The 18,152-nt window shown below is 70.2% G+C and carries 18 protein-coding genes; 8 read left to right on the forward strand and 10 right to left on the reverse strand.

The window, feature by feature from the left end:
- Nucleotides 1–48 precede the first annotated feature (48 nt).
- Nucleotides 49–1,371 carry an MFS transporter gene (locus AB0H81_RS04645; RefSeq protein ID WP_358369210.1) on the forward strand — a complete coding sequence of 441 codons (1,323 nt, stop codon included), beginning with the start codon at nucleotides 49–51 and terminating at the stop codon, nucleotides 1,369–1,371.
- The gene (locus AB0H81_RS04650; RefSeq protein WP_358369212.1) at nucleotides 1,368–2,357 is read left to right on the forward strand and encodes a hypothetical protein; all 990 of its coding nucleotides are present in this window, start codon (nucleotides 1,368–1,370) and stop codon (nucleotides 2,355–2,357) included. Before AB0H81_RS04645 ends, AB0H81_RS04650 begins: the two co-directional genes overlap by 4 nt.
- Here the strand turns inward: AB0H81_RS04650 and AB0H81_RS04655 are convergent.
- The 10 genes from AB0H81_RS04655 to upp form a co-directional block, all read right to left on the reverse strand.
- A complete protein-coding gene (locus AB0H81_RS04655; RefSeq protein ID WP_358369215.1) occupies nucleotides 2,330–3,277 on the reverse strand; it encodes a hypothetical protein in 948 nt (315 codons plus the stop codon). The two genes, AB0H81_RS04650 and AB0H81_RS04655, sit on opposite strands and share 28 nt — an antisense overlap.
- A 37-nt stretch (nucleotides 3,278–3,314) precedes the next feature.
- On the reverse strand, nucleotides 3,315–4,007 hold the full coding sequence (locus AB0H81_RS04660; protein WP_358369218.1) for a hypothetical protein: 693 nt from the start codon (nucleotides 4,005–4,007) through the stop codon (nucleotides 3,315–3,317).
- Between the two features lie 102 nt (nucleotides 4,008–4,109).
- Nucleotides 4,110–4,880, reverse strand: coding sequence for an orotidine-5'-phosphate decarboxylase (gene pyrF / locus AB0H81_RS04665; RefSeq protein ID WP_358369221.1), 771 nt, complete (start codon nucleotides 4,878–4,880; stop codon nucleotides 4,110–4,112).
- Between the two features lie 52 nt (nucleotides 4,881–4,932).
- Complete coding sequence (locus AB0H81_RS04670; protein WP_358369224.1) at nucleotides 4,933–6,342, reverse strand: dihydroorotase family protein; 1,410 nt, start codon at nucleotides 6,340–6,342, stop codon at nucleotides 4,933–4,935.
- Nucleotides 6,339–7,427, reverse strand: a complete 1,089-nt coding sequence (locus tag AB0H81_RS04675; protein WP_358369227.1) for an acyl-CoA dehydrogenase family protein — start codon at nucleotides 7,425–7,427, stop codon at nucleotides 6,339–6,341. The genes AB0H81_RS04670 and AB0H81_RS04675 overlap by 4 nt, the downstream gene beginning before the upstream one ends.
- The gene (locus tag AB0H81_RS04680; RefSeq protein WP_358369230.1) at nucleotides 7,424–8,491 is read right to left on the reverse strand and encodes a PrpF domain-containing protein; all 1,068 of its coding nucleotides are present in this window, start codon (nucleotides 8,489–8,491) and stop codon (nucleotides 7,424–7,426) included. Before AB0H81_RS04680 ends, AB0H81_RS04675 begins: the two co-directional genes overlap by 4 nt.
- Nucleotides 8,488–10,251, reverse strand: a complete 1,764-nt coding sequence (gene asnB, locus AB0H81_RS04685) for an asparagine synthase (glutamine-hydrolyzing) (RefSeq protein WP_358369233.1) — start codon at nucleotides 10,249–10,251, stop codon at nucleotides 8,488–8,490. Before asnB ends, AB0H81_RS04680 begins: the two co-directional genes overlap by 4 nt.
- A gap of 1 nt (nucleotide 10,252) precedes the next feature.
- Nucleotides 10,253–11,035 (reverse strand): cupin domain-containing protein, encoded by a 783-nt coding sequence (locus AB0H81_RS04690; RefSeq protein WP_358369236.1) that lies wholly within the window; start codon nucleotides 11,033–11,035, stop codon nucleotides 10,253–10,255.
- A 29-nt stretch (nucleotides 11,036–11,064) separates the two neighbouring features.
- Nucleotides 11,065–11,667 (reverse strand): dTMP kinase, encoded by a 603-nt coding sequence (gene tmk, locus AB0H81_RS04695; protein ID WP_358369238.1) that lies wholly within the window; start codon nucleotides 11,665–11,667, stop codon nucleotides 11,065–11,067.
- An 11-nt stretch (nucleotides 11,668–11,678) separates the two neighbouring features.
- Nucleotides 11,679–12,371, reverse strand: coding sequence for a uracil phosphoribosyltransferase (upp, locus tag AB0H81_RS04700; RefSeq protein ID WP_358369497.1), 693 nt, complete (start codon nucleotides 12,369–12,371; stop codon nucleotides 11,679–11,681).
- A gap of 614 nt (nucleotides 12,372–12,985) precedes the next feature.
- Between upp and AB0H81_RS04705 the strand changes: the two genes are divergently transcribed.
- The 6 genes from AB0H81_RS04705 to AB0H81_RS04730 all read left to right on the forward strand — a co-directional run bounded on the left by AB0H81_RS04705 (nucleotide 12,986) and on the right by AB0H81_RS04730 (nucleotide 18,152).
- The gene (locus AB0H81_RS04705; protein ID WP_358369241.1) at nucleotides 12,986–14,254 is read left to right on the forward strand and encodes an MFS transporter; all 1,269 of its coding nucleotides are present in this window, start codon (nucleotides 12,986–12,988) and stop codon (nucleotides 14,252–14,254) included.
- 22 nt (nucleotides 14,255–14,276) lie between these two features.
- A complete protein-coding gene (locus AB0H81_RS04710) occupies nucleotides 14,277–15,122 on the forward strand; it encodes an IclR family transcriptional regulator (protein WP_358369243.1) in 846 nt (281 codons plus the stop codon).
- Nucleotides 15,106–15,582 (forward strand): hypothetical protein, encoded by a 477-nt coding sequence (locus AB0H81_RS04715; RefSeq protein ID WP_358369246.1) that lies wholly within the window; start codon nucleotides 15,106–15,108, stop codon nucleotides 15,580–15,582. The genes AB0H81_RS04710 and AB0H81_RS04715 overlap by 17 nt, the downstream gene beginning before the upstream one ends.
- 236 nt (nucleotides 15,583–15,818) lie before the next feature.
- Nucleotides 15,819–16,769 carry a dihydroorotate dehydrogenase gene (locus AB0H81_RS04720; protein ID WP_358369249.1) on the forward strand — a complete coding sequence of 317 codons (951 nt, stop codon included), beginning with the start codon at nucleotides 15,819–15,821 and terminating at the stop codon, nucleotides 16,767–16,769.
- 16 nt (nucleotides 16,770–16,785) lie between these two features.
- A complete protein-coding gene (locus tag AB0H81_RS04725; RefSeq protein ID WP_358369250.1) occupies nucleotides 16,786–17,622 on the forward strand; it encodes an IclR family transcriptional regulator in 837 nt (278 codons plus the stop codon).
- Complete coding sequence (locus AB0H81_RS04730) at nucleotides 17,619–18,152, forward strand: hypothetical protein (RefSeq protein WP_358369252.1); 534 nt, start codon at nucleotides 17,619–17,621, stop codon at nucleotides 18,150–18,152. The genes AB0H81_RS04725 and AB0H81_RS04730 overlap by 4 nt, the downstream gene beginning before the upstream one ends.

Here is an 18,152-nt window from a genome sequence, read left to right on the forward strand (position 1 = left end):
CCGCCCGTCCCCGCGCGCCCGATCCCCCGCTCCCCAGGAGGGTGAACCGTGTACCTGTCCACAACCAGGGCCGCCGGGCGGCCGGCCGCGGCGAACGGGCGGCTGAGGTCCGCGCGTGTGCCCGCCACCGTGGTCGCCCTCGGCATGGTCAGCTTCTTCACTGACGTCTCGGCCGAGATGGTGGCCGCGTTCCTGCCCATGTACCTGCTGTACGGCCTCGGCACCGGCTTCCTGCACCTCGGCCTGCTCGACGGCCTGTACACGGGCGCGGGCGCGCTGCTGCGGCTGGCCGGCGGCCACCTGGCCGACCGTTCCGCGCGGCCGAAGGCGGTGGCCATGGCGGGCTACGGCCTGTCGGCCGCCGGCAAGCTGCTGTTCCCCCTGGTGGGTGGGGCCGTGGCCGGCATCGGCGCGGCGGTCGCCGTGGACCGGGCGGGCAAGGGGCTGCGGGCGGCTCCGCGCGACGCCCTCATCACGGCCGCCACTCCCCCACACGCCCTGGGCGCGGCCTTCGGCGTGCACCGGGCGCTGGACACGGCCGGGGCGCTGCTCGGTCCCGTGGCGGTGTTCGCGCTGGTGGCCGCCGTCGGGGACGCCTACGACGCGGTTTTCGTCACCAGCCTCTGCCTCGCCATGATCGGGGTGGTGATCCTCGCCTGCTTCGTGCGTGACCGGCGGGTCGCGCCGGAGGCCCGGCCACGGGTCTCCCTGCGGGACGGCCGGCTGCTGCCGGCCCGGCGTCCGCTGCGGAGGGTCGCCGCGTACGCGACCATGCTGGGGCTGGTCACGGCCGGCGACGCCTTCCTGTTCGTCGGGGTGCAGCGGCAGACCGGGCTCGGCGCGGCCACGCTGCCGCTGCTGCCGCTGGCCACCTCGCTCGTCTTCCTCGTCGCGGCGGTCCCGCTGGGCAAGCTGGCCGACCGGGTCGGCGGCTGGAGGATCTTCGTCGCCGGCCACGCGCTGCTGGCCGCGGCCTACGCGCTCCTCGCCGCCGCCTGGCAGGGGCCGGTCGCGGCGCTGGGCGTGCTGCTGCTGCACGGGCTGTTCTACGCGGCCACCGACGGGGTGCTGATGGCGTACCTCGCGCCCCGCGTACCCGAGCACCTGCGCGCCAGCGGCCTGGCCGTCACCCAGACCGGCCAGGCCCTGGCCCGCACGGGCGGGACGATCGGCTTCGGCGCGCTCGCCGCGAGCTGGGACCTGCGAGGGGCGTTCACGGCCTTCGCGGCGCTGCTCGTCGCCGGCGTGCTGACGGCCTGCGCGTTCCCGCCCGGCCGCGAGCCCGGCCGCGAGCCCGGCCGGGAGCCCGGTCACGGTCCTGGCCGCGACGCCGGTCGCGGGCCTGACAGCGGGACGGAGACGGCGTCGTGAGCGCCCACCGCCGCCGGATCGTCGCCGGGATCTGCTCGATCACGGCACTCGCCGGGGCGGGCGGCGGCTACGTGGCCTGGGCGATGGCGGACCGGCGACCGGCAACGGTCACCGCGGTCACCGCCGGACCGGGAGCCCTGGTGTTCCTCGACCACGGCCGGACCCTCGCCCAGGTGCCGGTCACGGACCCAGGCGCCGCGCCGGTCCGTCGCGCCCCGGCCTGCCTGCGCTCCTACACCGCGGGCGGCACCACGGTGTGCCTGCGGACCGTGGCCGTGCCCGCCGGCTTCGAGGCGGCGTTCCTGCGCGGCGACAAGGAGATCGCCGAACCCGTCCGCGTCGACGGGACACCCAGCAGGGCGCGCGTCTCCCCCAGCGGGCGCCTGGCCGCCTGGACGGTCTTCCGCACCGGCGACTCCTACGCCCCGGGCGCCTTCGCCACCACCACCGGCGTCTACGACACCCGGTCCGGCACGCTCCACGGCTCGCTGGAGGACTTCACCGTCGTCGTGGACGGCAAGCCGTACCAGCGGGAGGACCACAACTTCTGGGGTGTGACGTTCGCCGCGGACGACCGGACCTTCTACGCGACGATGGGCTCAGCCGAGCGGATCTGGCTGCTGCGTGGCGACCTGGCGAGCCGCACGCTCACCGCGGTGGGGCGCGACGCTGAGTGCCCCTCGCTGTCGCCCGACGGCACGCGTCTCGCGTACAAGAAGCGGGTCGGGACGCGCTGGCGGCTGCACGTCAGGGACCTGCGGACCGGGCGCGAGACCCGGCTGGCGGAGCAGGCGGAGGTCGACGACCAGGCGGCCTGGGTCGACGACACCACCGTCGCCTACGCGCGGCCCGACGACGGGGGACGCGTCTCGCTGTTCGCCGTCCCGGCCGACGGCACCGGGGCGCCCCGCCTGCTGCGCCGCGACGCCGCCTCCCCCGCGGTAGTCCAGCGCTCCGATCAGTCCCACTCCCAGGCCACGCCGTGAATGCCGGGCTCCGGGTCGAAGATCGTGTGGGTGGCCGTGCCCATGCCGCCGATCCACAGCTCGTCCGTCGTGGTCCGGGGGTGCGCGACCGACGGCTGGTGGAAGGCACGGCAGAGCGCGGGCATGGCCGCCCGGTCGAAGACCACCTCCACGGTCAGCTCCCTCATCCCGGGCACCACCCGGTGGGCGGTGTGCGGGTCGCGGTGGCCGGGCGGGAAGGAGAGCACGTACTCCGCCACCGTGATCGCGCCCTGCGGGAGGATCCGGTCGAGGATCATCTCGTGCACCTCGAAGCCGGTCTCCGGGTCGCTGCGCACCCGGCCGGGCCGCCATCCCCGTGCCTGCTCGATCGCCGGTCCCGGCACTCCGGCCATGTGGAAGTGGTGGACCATGAGCGCGCGCCGCACCTGGGGGCGCTGCGCCTCTATCACGACCTGCAGGGACATCGAGCGGATCTGCCGGTGCGCGTCGAGCCGGACCAGCGTGCTGCGCCGGCGCTGGAGCAGGTGGCTCAGGCAGTCCGGAGTCGCCTCCACCTGCGCCAGCACCCGCACCAGCCCCTCCGGCCTGGCCCACGACCGGTCGGGCCGTGGGCGGGGCGCCTGGTGGCCGGTCCATCGCCCCCGGGGGCGCGGCGGCCCCAGCAGGCCGACGAGCGACCCGGCCGGCACGTGGAGCACCTGCTCAAGGGCCCGCAGCGCCCGGAGCGACTCCTCGCGTTCCGGCTGCGTGCGGCCCGACTGCCAGTAGCTCAGCGCGGTCCTGCTCACCGAGATCCCCTGCTCGCGCAGGCGGTGCTGGAGGCGGTCGAGGCTCAGGCCGCCGGCCTGGATGGCCAGCCGCAGGGCGACGCTGAACGGCCCGGTGTCCAGCGCCTCGTCGAGGGACCTGCGTAACTCCTCCGGCGACTGCTGGTTCACCGCTGCGTCCCCTTCCCCTGCTGCCCGCGTTCCCGGGCTACATCCAGCCCCGCTGGGCGGCCGCGACGGCGAGCTGGAAGCGGGTGGTCGTCGCCGTCAGTGCCATGAGCTGGATGGCCGACTTCCAGCAGCTCTCGAACAGGCCGGCCAGCGCCTCCAGCAGGCCGCCCGAATAGACGATCGTCAGCGTCACGTCCGGCCCGTCCTCGGGCCTGGTCAGCCACGCCAGGTCCTTGTCGAGGATGGTCATGTTCACCGGCAGGTCCGCCGCGGCCCGCGCCTGCTCCCCGGCCTCCACGCATGGCGTGACGTTCTTCTCCAGGTAGTCGGGCAGCTCCAGCGACTCCCGCGCGTAGACCACCCGATGGCTGACGCCCCGGGCCAGTTGCTCGATCTCGGCCCTGTTGACCGCTCCGAACAGGTGCGGCGGGCGGTCCAGCCGCCGGATCTCGTGCCGGACGCTGTTGACGAGCTGGCGGATGCGCAGCTTCACCGCCGGACCGGTGACCACCTCGACCGGCGACTCGACGGCACCCCTGCGGGCCGAGCGGCGATGGGTCTCGAAGGCGTTGCCCACGGCGATGCGCGCTCGCTCGGGTCTGATGTCGAGCGCCTCGGCGAGCGCCGCCTCGGTCGTCTGCTGGGTCCAGAGCATCTGTACGTACACCCGGGCGGTTTCGGGCTTCAACCCGAGAATGACCAGGTGGCTGAACAGATCATCCGGTTCCACTGGATCACTATAAGAAGACCGCGAGTTATATGTCGGCTTTTCCGGGCTTGCGCCATGGGCCCGCGGACCGGGCGGTCCGGCGGGCCCGGCGGCGCCGTCGGGCTACCTGCCCGGCGTGACCCGCCCGGGGGCCGCCGGCCACGCGCCGGCGATCTCGTCCAGGACCTCTTGCGCGGCCTTTCTGCGATCAGCGGCGTCGCGGATCCGGCGTCCGACCACGATCAACGACGAACCGTCCGCGATCGCCTCGGCAGGCGTACCGATGCGCCGGTGATCATGCCCTGAGCCTCCCGCGGCCCTGGCACCGGGCGTGACGTAGAAGAAGTCCCCCGGCAGCTCCGCCCGCACCGACCCGATCTCCCCCGGCGCGCACACGATCCCGTCCAGACCCGCCTCGGCGGCCAGCAACGCCCGCCGCCGAACCTCCTCCTCCACCGACCCCGCGATGTTCATCTCGGTGTTGAGCATCTGCTGGTCGGCACTCGTCAGCAACGTGACACCGACGAACCTCGGCCGCCGCGCCCCCGACTCCCCGGCCGTACGATCCGCCGCGGCCACCACCGAACGCATCATCTCCACACCACCGGAGGGATCGACCGTCACCAGATGCACACCCAGGCGCGTGACAGCCTCGCCATAACCAGCCAACGTGTTGGGAATGTCATACAACTTCAGGTCCAGGAAGACCTTCACGCCCCTGCCCAGAATCTCCCGCACCAGGTCCGGGCCATGCATGACGAAACCCGTATGGATTTTGAAATAGCCGACGAGATCCTTCAGCTCGTCCACCGTTCCGACGATCTCGTCACGATCGAGCGTGTCCAGCGCCAGACAGAGACGATCCTGAAGACGATCCTCGACCGGAATGGACACGTCAAATCCCCTTTTTAATTCCTTGAGCAATTCCGCCCCAGATTAGACAGCCCTATTCGGGCTGGTCAAGGCGCTGAAATCCGGAAGCCGCACCATTTCCACGCCCCGGAAACTCATGCGGAGCGCCTTCCAGCCACTGTCCCGACGGTGTGCCGAACACTCCCCTGTCGTAGCTGATCTCCCCCCGGCGGATCGTGGTCCGGACCCGTCCGGTGAACGTCCATCCCTCGTAGGCCGACCAGCCGACTTTCGTCGCGACCGCGGTTCGGTCGAGCGTCCAGTTCTCGTCCGGATCGAAGAGGACCAGATCGCCGTCGAGGCCGACCTCAAGCCGGCCCTTCCTCGCGGTCAGCCCCAGCAGCCGCGCGGGCCCGTCGGCCAGAACCCTGGCGATCAGGCGGGCGTGGTCGTCAGGCGAACCTTCGGGGTCCCGTCTGCGCAGCCCCGTCCACACGCTGTGGACGAGCTCTTGTGTGCCCGGCAGGCCCGGCGGGGCCTCGGCCGCCGGCAGGAGTTTGTCGGCCTGGGCGTGGGGGGCGTGATCGGAACCGAGCGTGGCCGCCTCCCCCGATGTGACCGCCTTCCACAACCGTTCCCGGTCGCCGGCGCCTCTGATCGCGGGGCTGAGCCTGATCCTGGCGCCCAACCGGTCGACGTCACGGTCCTCGAAGGACAGATGATGCCCCGTCACCTCGAAGCTGACCGGCAGCCCCGCGCTTCCGGCGGCGGCCAGGAGATCGGCTTCCTCGGCCGTGGAGACGTGCAGGACATGGACCTGCGTGCCGAACTCCTGGCAGAGCTCGATGAGCCTGGCGACGGCCACGATCGCGCCGCTCCGCGGACGCGCGGGTTCGTACTCCCGATAGCTGACCGGCTGCCCGCGCCAGGCGTCGAGCAGCGCGAACACTCCCGAGTCCTCGGCGTGTACGACCAGTCGCAGCCCGACCTCCCGCGCGATCGCGAACGTCTCTCTCAGGCGCTCGGCATTTCGCATGACGTGCGGCGCGGTGTGGTGGCCGCACAGGAACACCTTCGCGGTCGTCCCCTCCCGAGGGGTGAACGCGCGTAATCCCCCGGGATCGTCCGGATGCACACCGAGGTGGAAACGGTAGTCCACCAGCGAGCGGCCCTCGATCAGCTCCGCCTTGGCGTAGGCGTCCTCCGGCGTGAAGAGCGGCGGCACGGTGTTGGGCATGTCCGCCACCGTGGTCACTCCTCCGGCCGCCGCCGCCATGCTGCCCGTGAGCCACTCCTCCTTGCCGGTGAGACCGGGGGTGCGGAAGTGCACGTGCGAATCGATCAGGCCGGGAAGCACGTAGGCACCGCCCGCCTCCACCACGCGGCCGGTGACGGGAGCATGGCCGCCGATGGCACTGATGCGGCCGTCCGTGACCGTGATGGAGCCCGTCCGTACGCCGTCGGGGAGCACCAGCCGCCCGTTACGCACCGTCAGGTTGCTCATGCCGTCCCCCAGGAGATCGAGACCAACTCGCGGCAGAGGTCGTTGGTCGGCCCCATCAGGCTGACGGCCCTGGCGTCCCTGGACTGCCGGTCGATCGGGTGGTCGCGGGTGAATCCCGCGCTGCCCGCCAGTTGCTGCGCTTCGCGGCACACCTGCTCGGCCACGGAGGAGGCGATCACCTTGCTGTACAGCGTGACCGTCCCCGGGTCGGGACTGTCGCGCCGCCCTGCCCGCTCCACCACCGACCGCGCGGTCTCGACCTGGACCGCGATGTCGAAGAGGCGATGCCGTACGGCCTGTGCCGCCAGCATGCCCTTGCGAGCGGCCAGGTCGTGGACCGTGTCGTAGGCGGCCTGGGCGATGCCCACGGAGACGGCGCCCAGGGTGTAGCCGGACGCACGGACCTCAGAGATGATCTTGGCGGCGCCGCCTTCGGGCCCGAGCCGCATGCCGTCGCTGACCTCACAGTCGTGAAGCTCCACGAAGCCGGTGGCCGACCCCCGCATGCCGGTGAGCTCCGGGCCCCTTGTGCAGGTCAGGCCGGGTCTGCCGGCCTCGATCAGCAGAAAGGTCTGCGCGTCGCTGCCGTAGGCGGCGCTGTCGGTCACCGTGCCTGTCTGCGCCAGCACGAGGTAGAGATCCGCGATGCCGGAGCTCGTGGTGAACGACTTGGTTCCGGTGACCTGCCACACGTCGCGCTCGCGCCGGGCCGTCGTGGAGAGCCGGCGCTTGTTCGCACCCGCGCCGAGCTCGCTCCATGCCGAAGCCGCCAGCCACTCGCCGGTGGCCAGGCGCGGCAGAAGGTTCTGTCGCTGCTCGGCCGAACCGTGCTCGACGATCCTGGCCGTCACCGCGAAGTGCTGGGCGAGGATGATCGCGGTGGAGGCGTCGGCTGTGGCGACGCCCTCCACGGCCCGGTTCACCGAGACCGCGTCACCCCCTTCTCCGCCGTACTCCTCCGGCACGGCCAGGCCGATCACGGTGCTCAGGCGGAGCGCGGCTATCGCGGCAGGATCCGGCTCGCCCCACCTGTCGGCGGCGGCGGCCGTGCGCCGCAGCACGCGGAGCAGTTCGTCCAGAGTCATACGTTCAGGGGTAGCCACGTCGCGTTCTCCTCATCGTCAACGGCGGACCTGCGGAGGCCCTCCAGCTCCGGAAGCCTGACGCCGCCCAGCGACCGCACCGTTCTGCCCGCGATGCTGATCCAGCGCAGCAGGTCGTCCGGGGTCACACCGGTGGCCGAGACGCCCACCTCCGCGGCGCCGCCCGCGGTCCGGAGCCGCAGCCTGCCCGGCTGCCCACCCGTGGTCCGCGCCAGCTCGTGGGGGACCGATCCGCGTACCACGCTCGTCGCGGCGACGCACGCGGCCCCGGTCAGCGCGACGGACGGATGCCAGCGCGGCACGGATATGGCCCGCAGCGACAGAGAGCCGGGATGGAACGCGCCCACGCAGGCGATCTTCGGAAAGCTGCCTCTCGGCGCCAGCCCCAGACGTCTCGCTCCCTGTGCCCGGAGATCCTGCAGGGTCCCGTAGAGCCCCTCGTCCTCGCCGAAGAGCGTCTCTTCGTCGTGGATCCCGAGCCGGTGCGCGGGCACGAAGACGTAGGGGTTGGAGAAGGTGGCCAGCGTGACGGGGATCGGCCCGTCGGGACCCTCCAGTTCGTCGCGCACGCTACCCGTGGGCAGGCCGCCGCCGAGTCGCAGCTCGGGCGAGTAGACGAAGTGCGACGTGAACTCATGGCCGGTGCGGTTCACCCCGTCGAGTTCACAGACCACGTGCTCGTGGTGGCCGACGACCCTCACCCGGATCCGCCGCCCTGGCGTCAGGTCCCGCACCCAGCCGAATCGCGAGGCGGCCTGGACGGAGACCAGGATGGAGTGCCCGCAACTCCCTCGTGTGTCGAAGTCGTCGCCGCCGTCGCCGGGCAGGCACTGGACGAAGCGGTAGTCGAGATCGAACAGGGGATGGTCCGAGGGGCGGATCAGCGCGAACTTGAGGACCTCCGCAAGGCCGCGCCGGCGCAGCGCCCGACGTGCGCGACGGATGGCGGTCAGAAGTCCGTCGTCGTCTCGGGGCAGCTCCGTGACGTCCATCACCAGGGTGGGGCACGGACTGCCGACGGCATGTCCCAGGAAGCAGAACATCATCGGGCTCCCGCCGGATCGAACTCCTGCATCCACAGGAAGTAGACGAGGAGTGCCCACACCGCCAGCGCGCTCTCGTCGTCAGGCCGTTCGACCTGCCGGTCGAGCAACCGGGCGACCGCGTCGCAGTCCAGCTCGCCCGACCGTTTGACCAGCGGGTCAGTGAGCACGTCAGCGGCGAGACAGAGGATGGGCGAACCGCGGTGGAGCATCGCGGTGATCGGCAGCGTGAACGGCTGCTTCCTGCGGTCGAGCACGCTCCTGGGCAGCAGACCCTCAGCCGCGTCCAGCAGGATCTTCTTGCCACGCCCCGCGTGGACCCTCGACGACAGGGGCAGGCCGCGCGCGAACTCGACCACCGACCGTTGGCAGAACGGGAGCCGGACCTCGACAGAGCTGGCCATGCTCAGGTGGTCCACGCGTCGCAGATGGTAGGCGGGCAGCCGGTGGCGCAGTTCGAAGCCGGTCAACCGGTCTCCCCCGCCGACCGCCAGCACCGCGTCGACCAGCCGCTCCCTTTCACGTCCCCGCTGATTCAGCAACTGCCGATAGTCCGGCGAGTACAGCTCCTCGCGGAGCGCGGGCGGCACGGCGGCCAGCGTGTCCACGTAGCGCTGCGCCCACCCCGGTGCCGCGGGCGCCTCGGCTCCCGCGACCAGCCGGTCGTAGCCGGTGAAGAGCTCGTCCGCCGCGTCGCCGGTGAGCGCCACCTTGAACCCGGCGTCCCGGACCGCGCGGAACAGCGCGAAGGTGCTCAGCGTGATCGGGTCCGCATTGGGCTGTCCGGTGTGCCAGACCGCCTCGCGCAGCAGGTACGGGAAGTCCCCCGGATCCACGCGTACCTGGTGGTGCCGGGTGGCGTGACGGTCGGCGACCTCCGCCGCGTACGCGCTCTCGTCGTCCGGCCAGTCGCCGGTGTATGCCACGTTGAAGGTGTGCAGTTCCTCGGCCCGCTCAGCGGCGAGCGCGGTGACGAGGCTGGAGTCCAGGCCGCCCGAGGTGATCGCCGCCACGGGCACATCCGCCTCGCAGAGGCGATGGACCTCCTGACGCAGGAGGCGGCGCAGGTCCCGCGAGGAGCCCCCGGGGGAGGAGACCGCCGTGTCCGACCGCGTGCGCAGCTCGGGCGCACCGTGGGGACCGACCAGCAGCGTCGCTGCGGGCGGCATGACCCGCACGCCCGCGAACATCGTCGACTCCCCGAAGGGTGTCTTGCTGGTCAGGTAGGTGTCCAGCCCGGTGGCCTCGCGTTCGACGGGGATCTCACCGAAGGCGAAGAGCGCCGGCAGCTCGGAGGAGAAGAAGAAGCGTCCGGTGCGCGGACACCAGTGGTAGTACAGCGGCTTCATACCGGATTCGTCGGTGTGCAGGCTGAGCTGGGGACCCGATCGCTCGTCCACGACGGCGATGGCGTACATGCCGTCGAGGTGCCGGGTGAAGTCCCTGCCGTACTCGAGGTAGAGCGCGGGGATGACGCCACCGTCGCAGCGATCGTCGAAGTGGTGCCCCCGCGCGCGGAGTCGGTCGCGCAGCTCACGATGGTTGTAGATCTCCCCGTTGAAGACCGCCGACACGCCGCCGCTCCGGTACGGCTGCCGCCCGCCGTCCACGTCGATGACGGCGAGCCGGTCACTGCCCAGGGACCAGTCACCAGCGGTGTGGAGGTACTGGCCGTCGGGTCCGCCGTGCCGCTGCACGGCGGCGACCCTGCGCAGGATGTGCGGGCTGACCGGCCCGCGTATGTGCCCGAAGATCCGGCACATGTCACCGCACCTCGGCGGAGACGCCCGCTGCGGCGTAGAGCATGGGGTCGAAGGGGGTGGGACCGCCGCACGTGACGAACCGCTGCGCGCCCGGCCCGGTATGAGGGTTCCTCGCACCGTGCGGCACGCCTACCGGCGCGTAGATCATGTCGCCCTGCTCGACGTCGATCCACCTGTCGACGAGGTAGAGCTGCCCCTTTCCCTCGAACGCCATGAAAGCGTCGTCCGCCTCCTCGTGGACGTGGACGTTGAAGGTCTCGCCGGGTTGCTGGATACCGCAGTGCAGGCAGAGCCGCGCGCTGCCGGTGGCCGGCCAGAAGCAGAAGTTCATGACCGCCGTGTTCGCGGCGGCCGGTTCGTGGCCGGTGCCGCGGAAGCCCACGAGCTGGGTCTCGTCGTTCCACAGGGTGGAGCCGATCCGGGGCGAACGGCCGCGCCGCTCCGCGCCTGTGAGCCGGGTGCGCCAGACATACGCGATCAGCGTGCCGGCATCGCAGCTCAGCCGTAGCGATCGTCCGGTGGGGGCGTGCACCGCGACCGCCCGGCTCAGCGGGACGGTCTCGGCGTCCACATGCGCGTTCCCGAAGCCCTCGTAGATCACCGCGACCTGCTCGGACTCATGGGTGACGGCGTCGGACCAGCTCGTCCCCGGGCGCAGTTCCACCACGTCCACGGTGACCTTGGTAGCTCCGAGACGCGGACCGACCACCTGGGCGATCCGCACCCCGTCGCTCTCGCGGTAGTCGAAGTCCCTGCGCCGGAGGATCGCTCCTGTGGCGGTCATGGCCATCTGCTGACTCCCCAATACTCGGTTCATAGGACGTGGGCGGATATACGCCGGGCCACTTCGTCTTCCGGCAGCGTGCCGTCGATCACGTGGTAGCTGTCGCCCGCTCCCCAGGGGCGGGTGAGGAACACCTCGCGGGCTCGCGTCATGCGACCGGCGTTGACCTCCTCGCGCTTGTGAGAGCCACCGTCTCGTGCGCGGACGCGCGCCCCGGCGGTTTCGGGGCTGATGTCGAGGTAGAAGGTGAGGTCCGGCTCGGGCACGTGCCGGTTGAGCTCGATGAGCCACTGCAGATCGTCGAGCCCGCGGGCCAGGAAATAGGCATAAGTCGAATAGACGTAACGGTCACTGATCACCACGGCCCCCCGGGCCAGGTGAGGCAGGATCTCGGTACGCACGTGTCGCAACCTGTCGGCGGCGGCGTGAACGGCCATCTCGCGCAGAGCCGCGGGCGCCTGTTCGGCACTGATCCGGTCGTCGACGAATGCCCTGACCAGAGCACTGTTGCGATATTCGCTGGACGGCTGGCGCGTGATGCGCACCTCGCGTTCCGGCTCCAGGCTGCGGGCCAGCCGGGCTATCTGGGTGCTCTTCCCCGCACCGTCGATGCCACAGAATGCGATCAGCATTCCCGACGTGTTCACCGCTCGGACATCGCCATTTCTCCGGGAATTCGGTCATCCAGCATGGAGAATCCCGAAACGCCGAACAAACGGTCGCCGGCGTCGCCCATTCCGGGCACGATGAAACCCTCGTCACTGAGCCGTTCGTCGAGTCCGGCCACCACGACCCGGACAGGCACCGCACTGTCTTCGAATTCCTCGCGCAGCCGTGCCACACCGACCGGCGAGGCCAGCAGACAGATCGCGGTGACGTCCGCGGCGCCGCGGTCGACGAGCAGGCGGATGGCCTGCGCCAGGGTTCCTCCGGTGCCCAGCGCCGGATCCAGGAGGAAGCACTGCCGGCCGCCCAGATCTTCGGGGAGCCGGGCGGCGTAGGGCTTGGCCTGCAGAGTCTCGCTGTCGCGCACCATGCCCAGGACGCCGACCTCCGCCGTGGAGAGCAGACGGAGCATCCCGTCCAGCAGGCCCAGCCCGGCCCGGAGCAGAGGGACGACCAGGGGCGCGGGTTCCGCCAGTCGGGCGCATCGCGCACTGGCCATCGGCGTTTCGATCGACACCTCCGTCATGTTGACGTGCCTGGTCGCCTCATAAGCCAGAAGAATGGCTATGTCATCAGCCATTCTGCGGAATGTGGCGAGATCGCTTTTTCGATCGCGCAGCGTTGTCAGCTTGTGTGCAACGAGCGGGTGATCGGAAACTGTAATTTGCATAAACCGGGACTTTAGCACGCGTTCGACCGGACGCCGCGAAACGATTCCAGCAACCGAGCATTTTTCCATCGGGCGACAATGGGCACGGGCCCGTCGCGCGGCGAACAGAAAGCAACCGGCCGAACCGATCGCAACACGGAAACCCCGGCGGCCCGACCGACCGTCGCACGGGTCGAGCACCGCGCTTCCTCCTCGCGGCCTCCATACGGCCGGGCCGGCATGCCGGCATTACGGATCGTGAGCGGGTATTGACGCACACCGAGGCTTCACATGGGATTCGAGCTGAACTAAGCTCCCGCGAGATGCCTTCCGATCTCGCGCCGCCGGACACTCGCAACCTTCAGAGCATTGCCTTCTCCGGCGAGCCGGCACCGCCCCGCGCGGCTACGGACCGCGCGAAACACACCGGCAATCTGAGCGGGAAAACGCGCGGACTTACCCCTCTTGACGGCTGAGATTACACAGGTGCACTATGTCTTTCCGCGATGGAAGGATAGTTTCCGCCCCACGAAAACGTGCTGGTCAAAGCGCCGCGCTCCTTCACGGTGTGCCCGCTCGTATAGCGGAATTCCTTCGCTGCCGCGGGGATTCAATCTGCATATGAAGGAGCTGCCATGACCGAGATTCCGAAAGTGATGCCGCTCGCGGACCCTTCGCCCGCTCACCAGCCCGATCAGGTCGACGGCTACGCCCGCCGGGCGATTCTCGCCTCCGCGTCCGGCTACGCGATGGACGGCTTCGACCTGCTGATCCTCAGTTTCGGTCTGCTCGCCATCTCGCAGAGCATGGGTGTCAGCCTGAGCGAGGCCGGTTCGCTCACGTCTCTGACACTGTGGGGAGCGGTCATCGGCGGCGTGGCCTTCGGCTACCTGGCCGACCGCTTCGGCCGCGCGCGGATGCTCGCCTGGTCGATCATCCTGTTCGCGGCGTTCACAGGTCTCTGCGCGCTGGCGCCCAACATGGAGACCCTCTCGCTCTTCCGCTTCATCGCCGGCGCCGGACTGGGCGGCGAGTTCGGGATCGGCATGACCCTGGCGGCGGAGGCATGGCCGACGGCCAAGCGCGCCAGGGCGACGGCACTCGTCGGCATCGGCTGGCAGGTCGGCGTGTTGGTGGCAGCGCTCGTGTCCCCATGGGCGATCGAGAACCTCGGCTGGCGCGGACTGTTCGCCATCGGTGCCGTGCCGGCTCTGCTCGCGTTCCTCATGCGGAAGACGATGGGCGAGCCGGAGCTGTTCAAGCGTTCCGTCGCCGACAGAGCCAAGACGGACAAGGCCCGGACAACCGTGCCCATCAGGCTGCTCTTCGCCGACCCCACCACGGCCAAGGCCACGATCGGGATCCTCATCCTCTGCTCGGTGCAGAACTTCGGCTACTACGGCGTCATGACGTGGCTTCCCACCTACCTCAGCAAGTCGCTGGGGCTGGGGCTGACCAAGTCAGCCCTGTGGACGGCCGTGACCGTGCTGGGCATGATGGCCGGGATCTTCGTCTTCGGGCTTCTCGCCGACCGAATCGGCAGGCGCCCGATCTTCTGGATCTACCAGGCGGGCGCCGTGGTCAGCCTGGTGGTCTACAGCCGGCTCAGCGATGAGCTGACCCTGTTGGCCGGTGGCGCGATCATGGGGTTCTTCGTCAACGGCATGTTGGGCGGGCTGGGCGCGCTGATGGCCGAGACGTACGTCACGCAGGTCCGTTCGCTGGCCCAGAATCTGCTGTTCAACCTGGGGCGGGGCATCGGGGGCCTCGCACCGGTCGTCGTGGCGCTGGTGGCGGTGCAGTACGGCTTCCCCGTCGCCATCGGTGCACTCGCGGGACTCTACGTCCTTGAGATGATCGCCATGCTGCTGATTCCTGAGCGCAAAGGTGCGGCACTCGTCTAACTGATCGATCGGGGCATAGGTCATGCAACCACTCGTCCGGGCACTCACCGCCATGCGGGCGCTCGCCAGAGCAGACGGCGGGCTCACCCTTCAAGATCTGTCCAACGCCATCGCCGCGCCGATCGCCAGTGTGCACCGGCTTCTGCCGACGCTGGAGGAGGAGGGCTTCGTCGTCCGCTCCCCCAGCAATCGGCGCTACTTCATCGGCCCGGCGGCGGCGACTGTCGGGCTCGGCGCGGCCCGCCGCCACTCCTTGATCGGCAGCGCGTACGAGCCTCTCCAGGAGCTCGCGCGAGCAGCCGGCCATCCGGTCGTCGTCGCCGAGCGCTATGCCGATCGCGCCATCTGCACGCTGCGGCTCGAACCGACGGGCTTCCGGGCGCCGGGAGTCTCGACCGCCGCCCAGGTGGGCGGCAAGCTGCCCTGGCACGCGTCGTCGTGCGCGCGCACGCTTCTCGCCGATCTGGACGAGCAGGTGGTCTGGCGCCTGCTGAGCACCTGGGAGTTCGTCCGCTACACGGCACGCACGCCTGCCTCGGTCGAGAAGGTCTGGGCCCATCTCGAAGAAACCAGGAGGCACGGGTACGGGATCGGCTACGACGAGTGGGAAGCCGGGATCTGGACCCTCTCCACGCCGGTCCGCGACGGTGCGCAACGGCTGGTGGCCACCATCTCCGTCGCGGGCCACGCCACGGAGGTGGGTGACGCGGGCGCACGAGCGCGCATCAGGGATCTCACGCTGGAGACGGCCGCGGTGATCGCCGCCGATCTCGGCAACTCCGGAGTGCTCTGCAGCGCCTGGCCGGACGGGACACGCACGTGGCAACCGACAGATGTCAAGGAGGAAGACCATGCCGACACCGCATGAGACGCGTGACTCCGATCAGGTCAGGTCGGCGTTCATGACGCTGACGGCGGGCTTGTCCCCGGCGCACGACAGAGCCCGTCTGCTGAGCAACCCGGCCGAGGCCGAGGTGGTGGGCCAGGCGCTGGCGGATGTCATCCGTGACAGGCAGGTGGACACCATCGCGAGCTGGGAGAGCCCGGAGAACGGCGTGCTCGCCCATGTCATAGCCCGCCGGCTCACCGCGACGAGCGTGTGCGCGACCGAGGTGGCGGGGATTCTCGAGTTCACTTCCGGCCTGCGGACAGGGGCGCGGGTCGCGCTGGTCTCCGACGCCTTTCGCACGGAGAACGAGCTGCGCGGGCTGCTCGGTCTGGTGAACGCGCGCGGCAGCGAGGTCGTGGCCGTGGCGGCCCTCATGACTACGCCCGTCCTGCGCGCCTACGCGGCCGACGGTGGCACCGTGGAGACGGTCGACGGGTAGGCGAGTGAAAGGAATACACCCTCGGGTTTCACCCACGTAGGAGCGAAATTTCTTGTATTTCCATCTCATCACCAATGCCGGGAAGTACTGGTAGAACTGATGAAGCTCCGGTTCCTAGCCGGGGCTTCATCAGTCGCTGACACGCCTGACCTCGCAATCCGTCAGGTCAGCAAGGCGCTCCGGGCTCACCTAACCGTTGCGCGGAATAACCGGGAAACTGATGGGAGGTGAACAGCATGCCGACTGGCAGCATAAGTCATGACTTGAAGGTTCAGGTCGGGAGTTTGTCCCTCGCGACACCAGTGATGCCTGCGTCCGGCTGCTTCGGCCCCGAGCTCCACACCGTGATGGACCTGAGCCGGCTCGGCGCGGTGGTGACCAAGACGATCTTCCGCGACACGCGCTCGGGCAACAGGCAGCCCAGGCTGGCCGAGACGCCGAGGGGAATGCTCAACGCGGTGGGGATCCCGAGCCCTGGGCTCGCGCGATTCCGCGCGGAGGTGCTACCCGCCTACCGCTCGATCGGGGTCCCCGTGATCGTCAGCATCGGCGGCTTGTCCGTGAGTGAGTATCTCGACGTCGCCGCCGGACTGGCCGATGAGGAACCTGACGCCTTCGAGATCAACGTCTCGTGCCCGAACCTGGAGCACGGTGGTCTGGACATCGGCACGGACCCGGCCGCCATCGCGCGGATCACCGCCGGCGTACGGGCACGCGGCGGCGACCGCCCGGTCATCGTGAAGATGACACCCAACGTGACGTCCATCCACGACATCGCGCGAGCAGCGGAGGACGCCGGCGCCGACGCGCTGACCGTGGCCAACACCTTCGTGGGCACGGCGATCGACCTGGCGGGACGTCGTCCCAAGCTCGGGAACGTGACGGGCGGGGTGTCCGGCCCGGCGATCAAGCCGCTGACCCTGCGACTGGTGCTGGAGACCGTGCGCGCCGTCCGGATCCCCATCATCGGCTGCGGGGGGATCAGCACCGCCGAGGACGCCGCGGAGTTCCTCGTCGCCGGCGCGAGCGCCGTTCAGGTGGGGACCGCGACCTTCACCCGGCCCACCGCCATGACGGAGATCATCGACGAACTCCCGGATGTCCTCGACAGGCTGGGCGTGGCCGCCGTCCGCGAACTCATCGGATCGCTCGTTTCCTCACATGACACACGACAGGGGCACGCATGAGAAGGGAACGGGAACGATGCAAGTGATCATCCGTGCGCTCAACGTTCTGCAGGCCATCGCCCGATCCAAGGAGGGGATGACCCTCCAGGAGCTGGTCATCGAGCTGGACATCCCCTTGGGCAGCATGCACCGCCTGCTGGCGGTGCTGGAGGAGCAGCGCTTCGTCAGCAGGTCGCCCACGAACCGCCGCTATTTCCTGGGCGTCGAGGCCAGAGGGCTGACCGAACGCAGCAACGCCCGCACCCCCTCACTGGTCACCCCGCATCCGGAGCTCAACGCACTCGCCGAGCAGTCCGGCGAGACCGTCTTCCTCACGGAGATCTTCGATGATCGGGCGGTCTGCACCGCGCTCGTGGAAGGCGTGCACCCCCTCCGGCTCTTCGTCCGCATCGGCCAGGAGATGCCGCTGCACGCGGCCGCGGCCGCGCGCGCGATCCTGGCCTTCCTCGACGACCAGACCACGCTCAGGCTGCTGGAGGCCCGGCCGCTGACCCCGTTCACCGAGGACACGCCGCGCACCCTTTCCGAGGTGATGGAGCGGCTCACCGCGATCCGCGTGCGCGGCTACGACACCTGCGACGACGAGCTCGATCGGGGTGTGTGGGCGATCTCCGCGCCGGTGCGCATCTCCACCGGCAGCGTGTGCGCCAGCGTCACCCTGGCGGCGCCCGCGCGCAGGTCGGAACGGGCCGAGCAGCGTCAGGCGTTCCGCACGCTCGTCCTGCAGGCCGCGCAGCGCATGTCGGAGGATCTGGGGTACGTCCGCCCGGGCGCCGTGCCCGTCAGGGACGAACTCCCGCACATGCCCGACGTCCCTCCCCGCAAGGGCCCTCTGCGGCGGGTCACCCAGTGATCGTCTCGTCGCACCCGTTCCCCCTGTCCAACCCGCTCGACGTGCAACCGCCCGGCATCCGCTGGGCCGAGCTCCGCCAGGACGTGCTGAACACCCTCGTCAGGAACGCTCCGGGCGAAGAGCCGCGGATGCTGGACCTGTCGGCGATGCTGACCCGTCCCGCGATCCTGCGCAGGCTGGCGGCCACACTGGCCGAGCGGCTGCCTCCCGCCACCGAACGACTCGTCGCGCCCTCGGCTGCCGGCGTCACGCTCGTCGCCGCCGTGGCGTTGGAGAGCGGGCTCCCCTTCTGCCTGCTCACACCGGCCGACGGCGTCTTCGGTGACCTCTTCCCCGGCGAGCCGGTCGTTCTCGTCACCGCGGTCACGGCGACGGGCTCGGCTGTCTCCGCCACCGCCTCGGCCTTGATCTCGCGGGGAGCGCGCGTCCTGACCGTCCTCACCGCGCTGGACACAAATCTCGGGGCCGCCGAGCGGCTCGGCGCTCAGGGACTGGACTACATCGCGTGCATCCGCACCGAGGAGGTCTGA

Origin of the sequence: Nonomuraea sp. NPDC050691, assembly GCF_040654455.1 — a bacterium.
GTDB lineage: Bacteria > Actinomycetota > Actinomycetes > Streptosporangiales > Streptosporangiaceae > Nonomuraea.

Coding starts and splice junctions, on each gene's coding strand:
- AB0H81_RS04670 (WP_358369224.1), bottom strand. CDS start 6,342: ATGAGCAACCTGACGGTGCGTAACGGGCGGCTGGTGCTCCCCGACGGC.
- AB0H81_RS04675 (WP_358369227.1), bottom strand. CDS start 7,427: ATGACTCTGGACGAACTGCTCCGCGTGCTGCGGCGCACGGCCGCCGCC.
- AB0H81_RS04680 (WP_358369230.1), bottom strand. CDS start 8,491: ATGATGTTCTGCTTCCTGGGACATGCCGTCGGCAGTCCGTGCCCCACC.
- asnB (WP_358369233.1), bottom strand. CDS start 10,251: ATGTGCCGGATCTTCGGGCACATACGCGGGCCGGTCAGCCCGCACATC.
- AB0H81_RS04690 (WP_358369236.1), bottom strand. CDS start 11,035: ATGACCGCCACAGGAGCGATCCTCCGGCGCAGGGACTTCGACTACCGC.
- tmk (WP_358369238.1), bottom strand. CDS start 11,667: ATGCTGATCGCATTCTGTGGCATCGACGGTGCGGGGAAGAGCACCCAG.
- upp (WP_358369497.1), bottom strand. CDS start 12,371: ATGCAAATTACAGTTTCCGATCACCCGCTCGTTGCACACAAGCTGACA.
- AB0H81_RS04705 (WP_358369241.1), top strand. CDS start 12,986: ATGACCGAGATTCCGAAAGTGATGCCGCTCGCGGACCCTTCGCCCGCT.
- AB0H81_RS04710 (WP_358369243.1), top strand. CDS start 14,277: ATGCAACCACTCGTCCGGGCACTCACCGCCATGCGGGCGCTCGCCAGA.
- AB0H81_RS04715 (WP_358369246.1), top strand. CDS start 15,106: ATGCCGACACCGCATGAGACGCGTGACTCCGATCAGGTCAGGTCGGCG.
- AB0H81_RS04720 (WP_358369249.1), top strand. CDS start 15,819: ATGCCGACTGGCAGCATAAGTCATGACTTGAAGGTTCAGGTCGGGAGT.
- AB0H81_RS04725 (WP_358369250.1), top strand. CDS start 16,786: ATGCAAGTGATCATCCGTGCGCTCAACGTTCTGCAGGCCATCGCCCGA.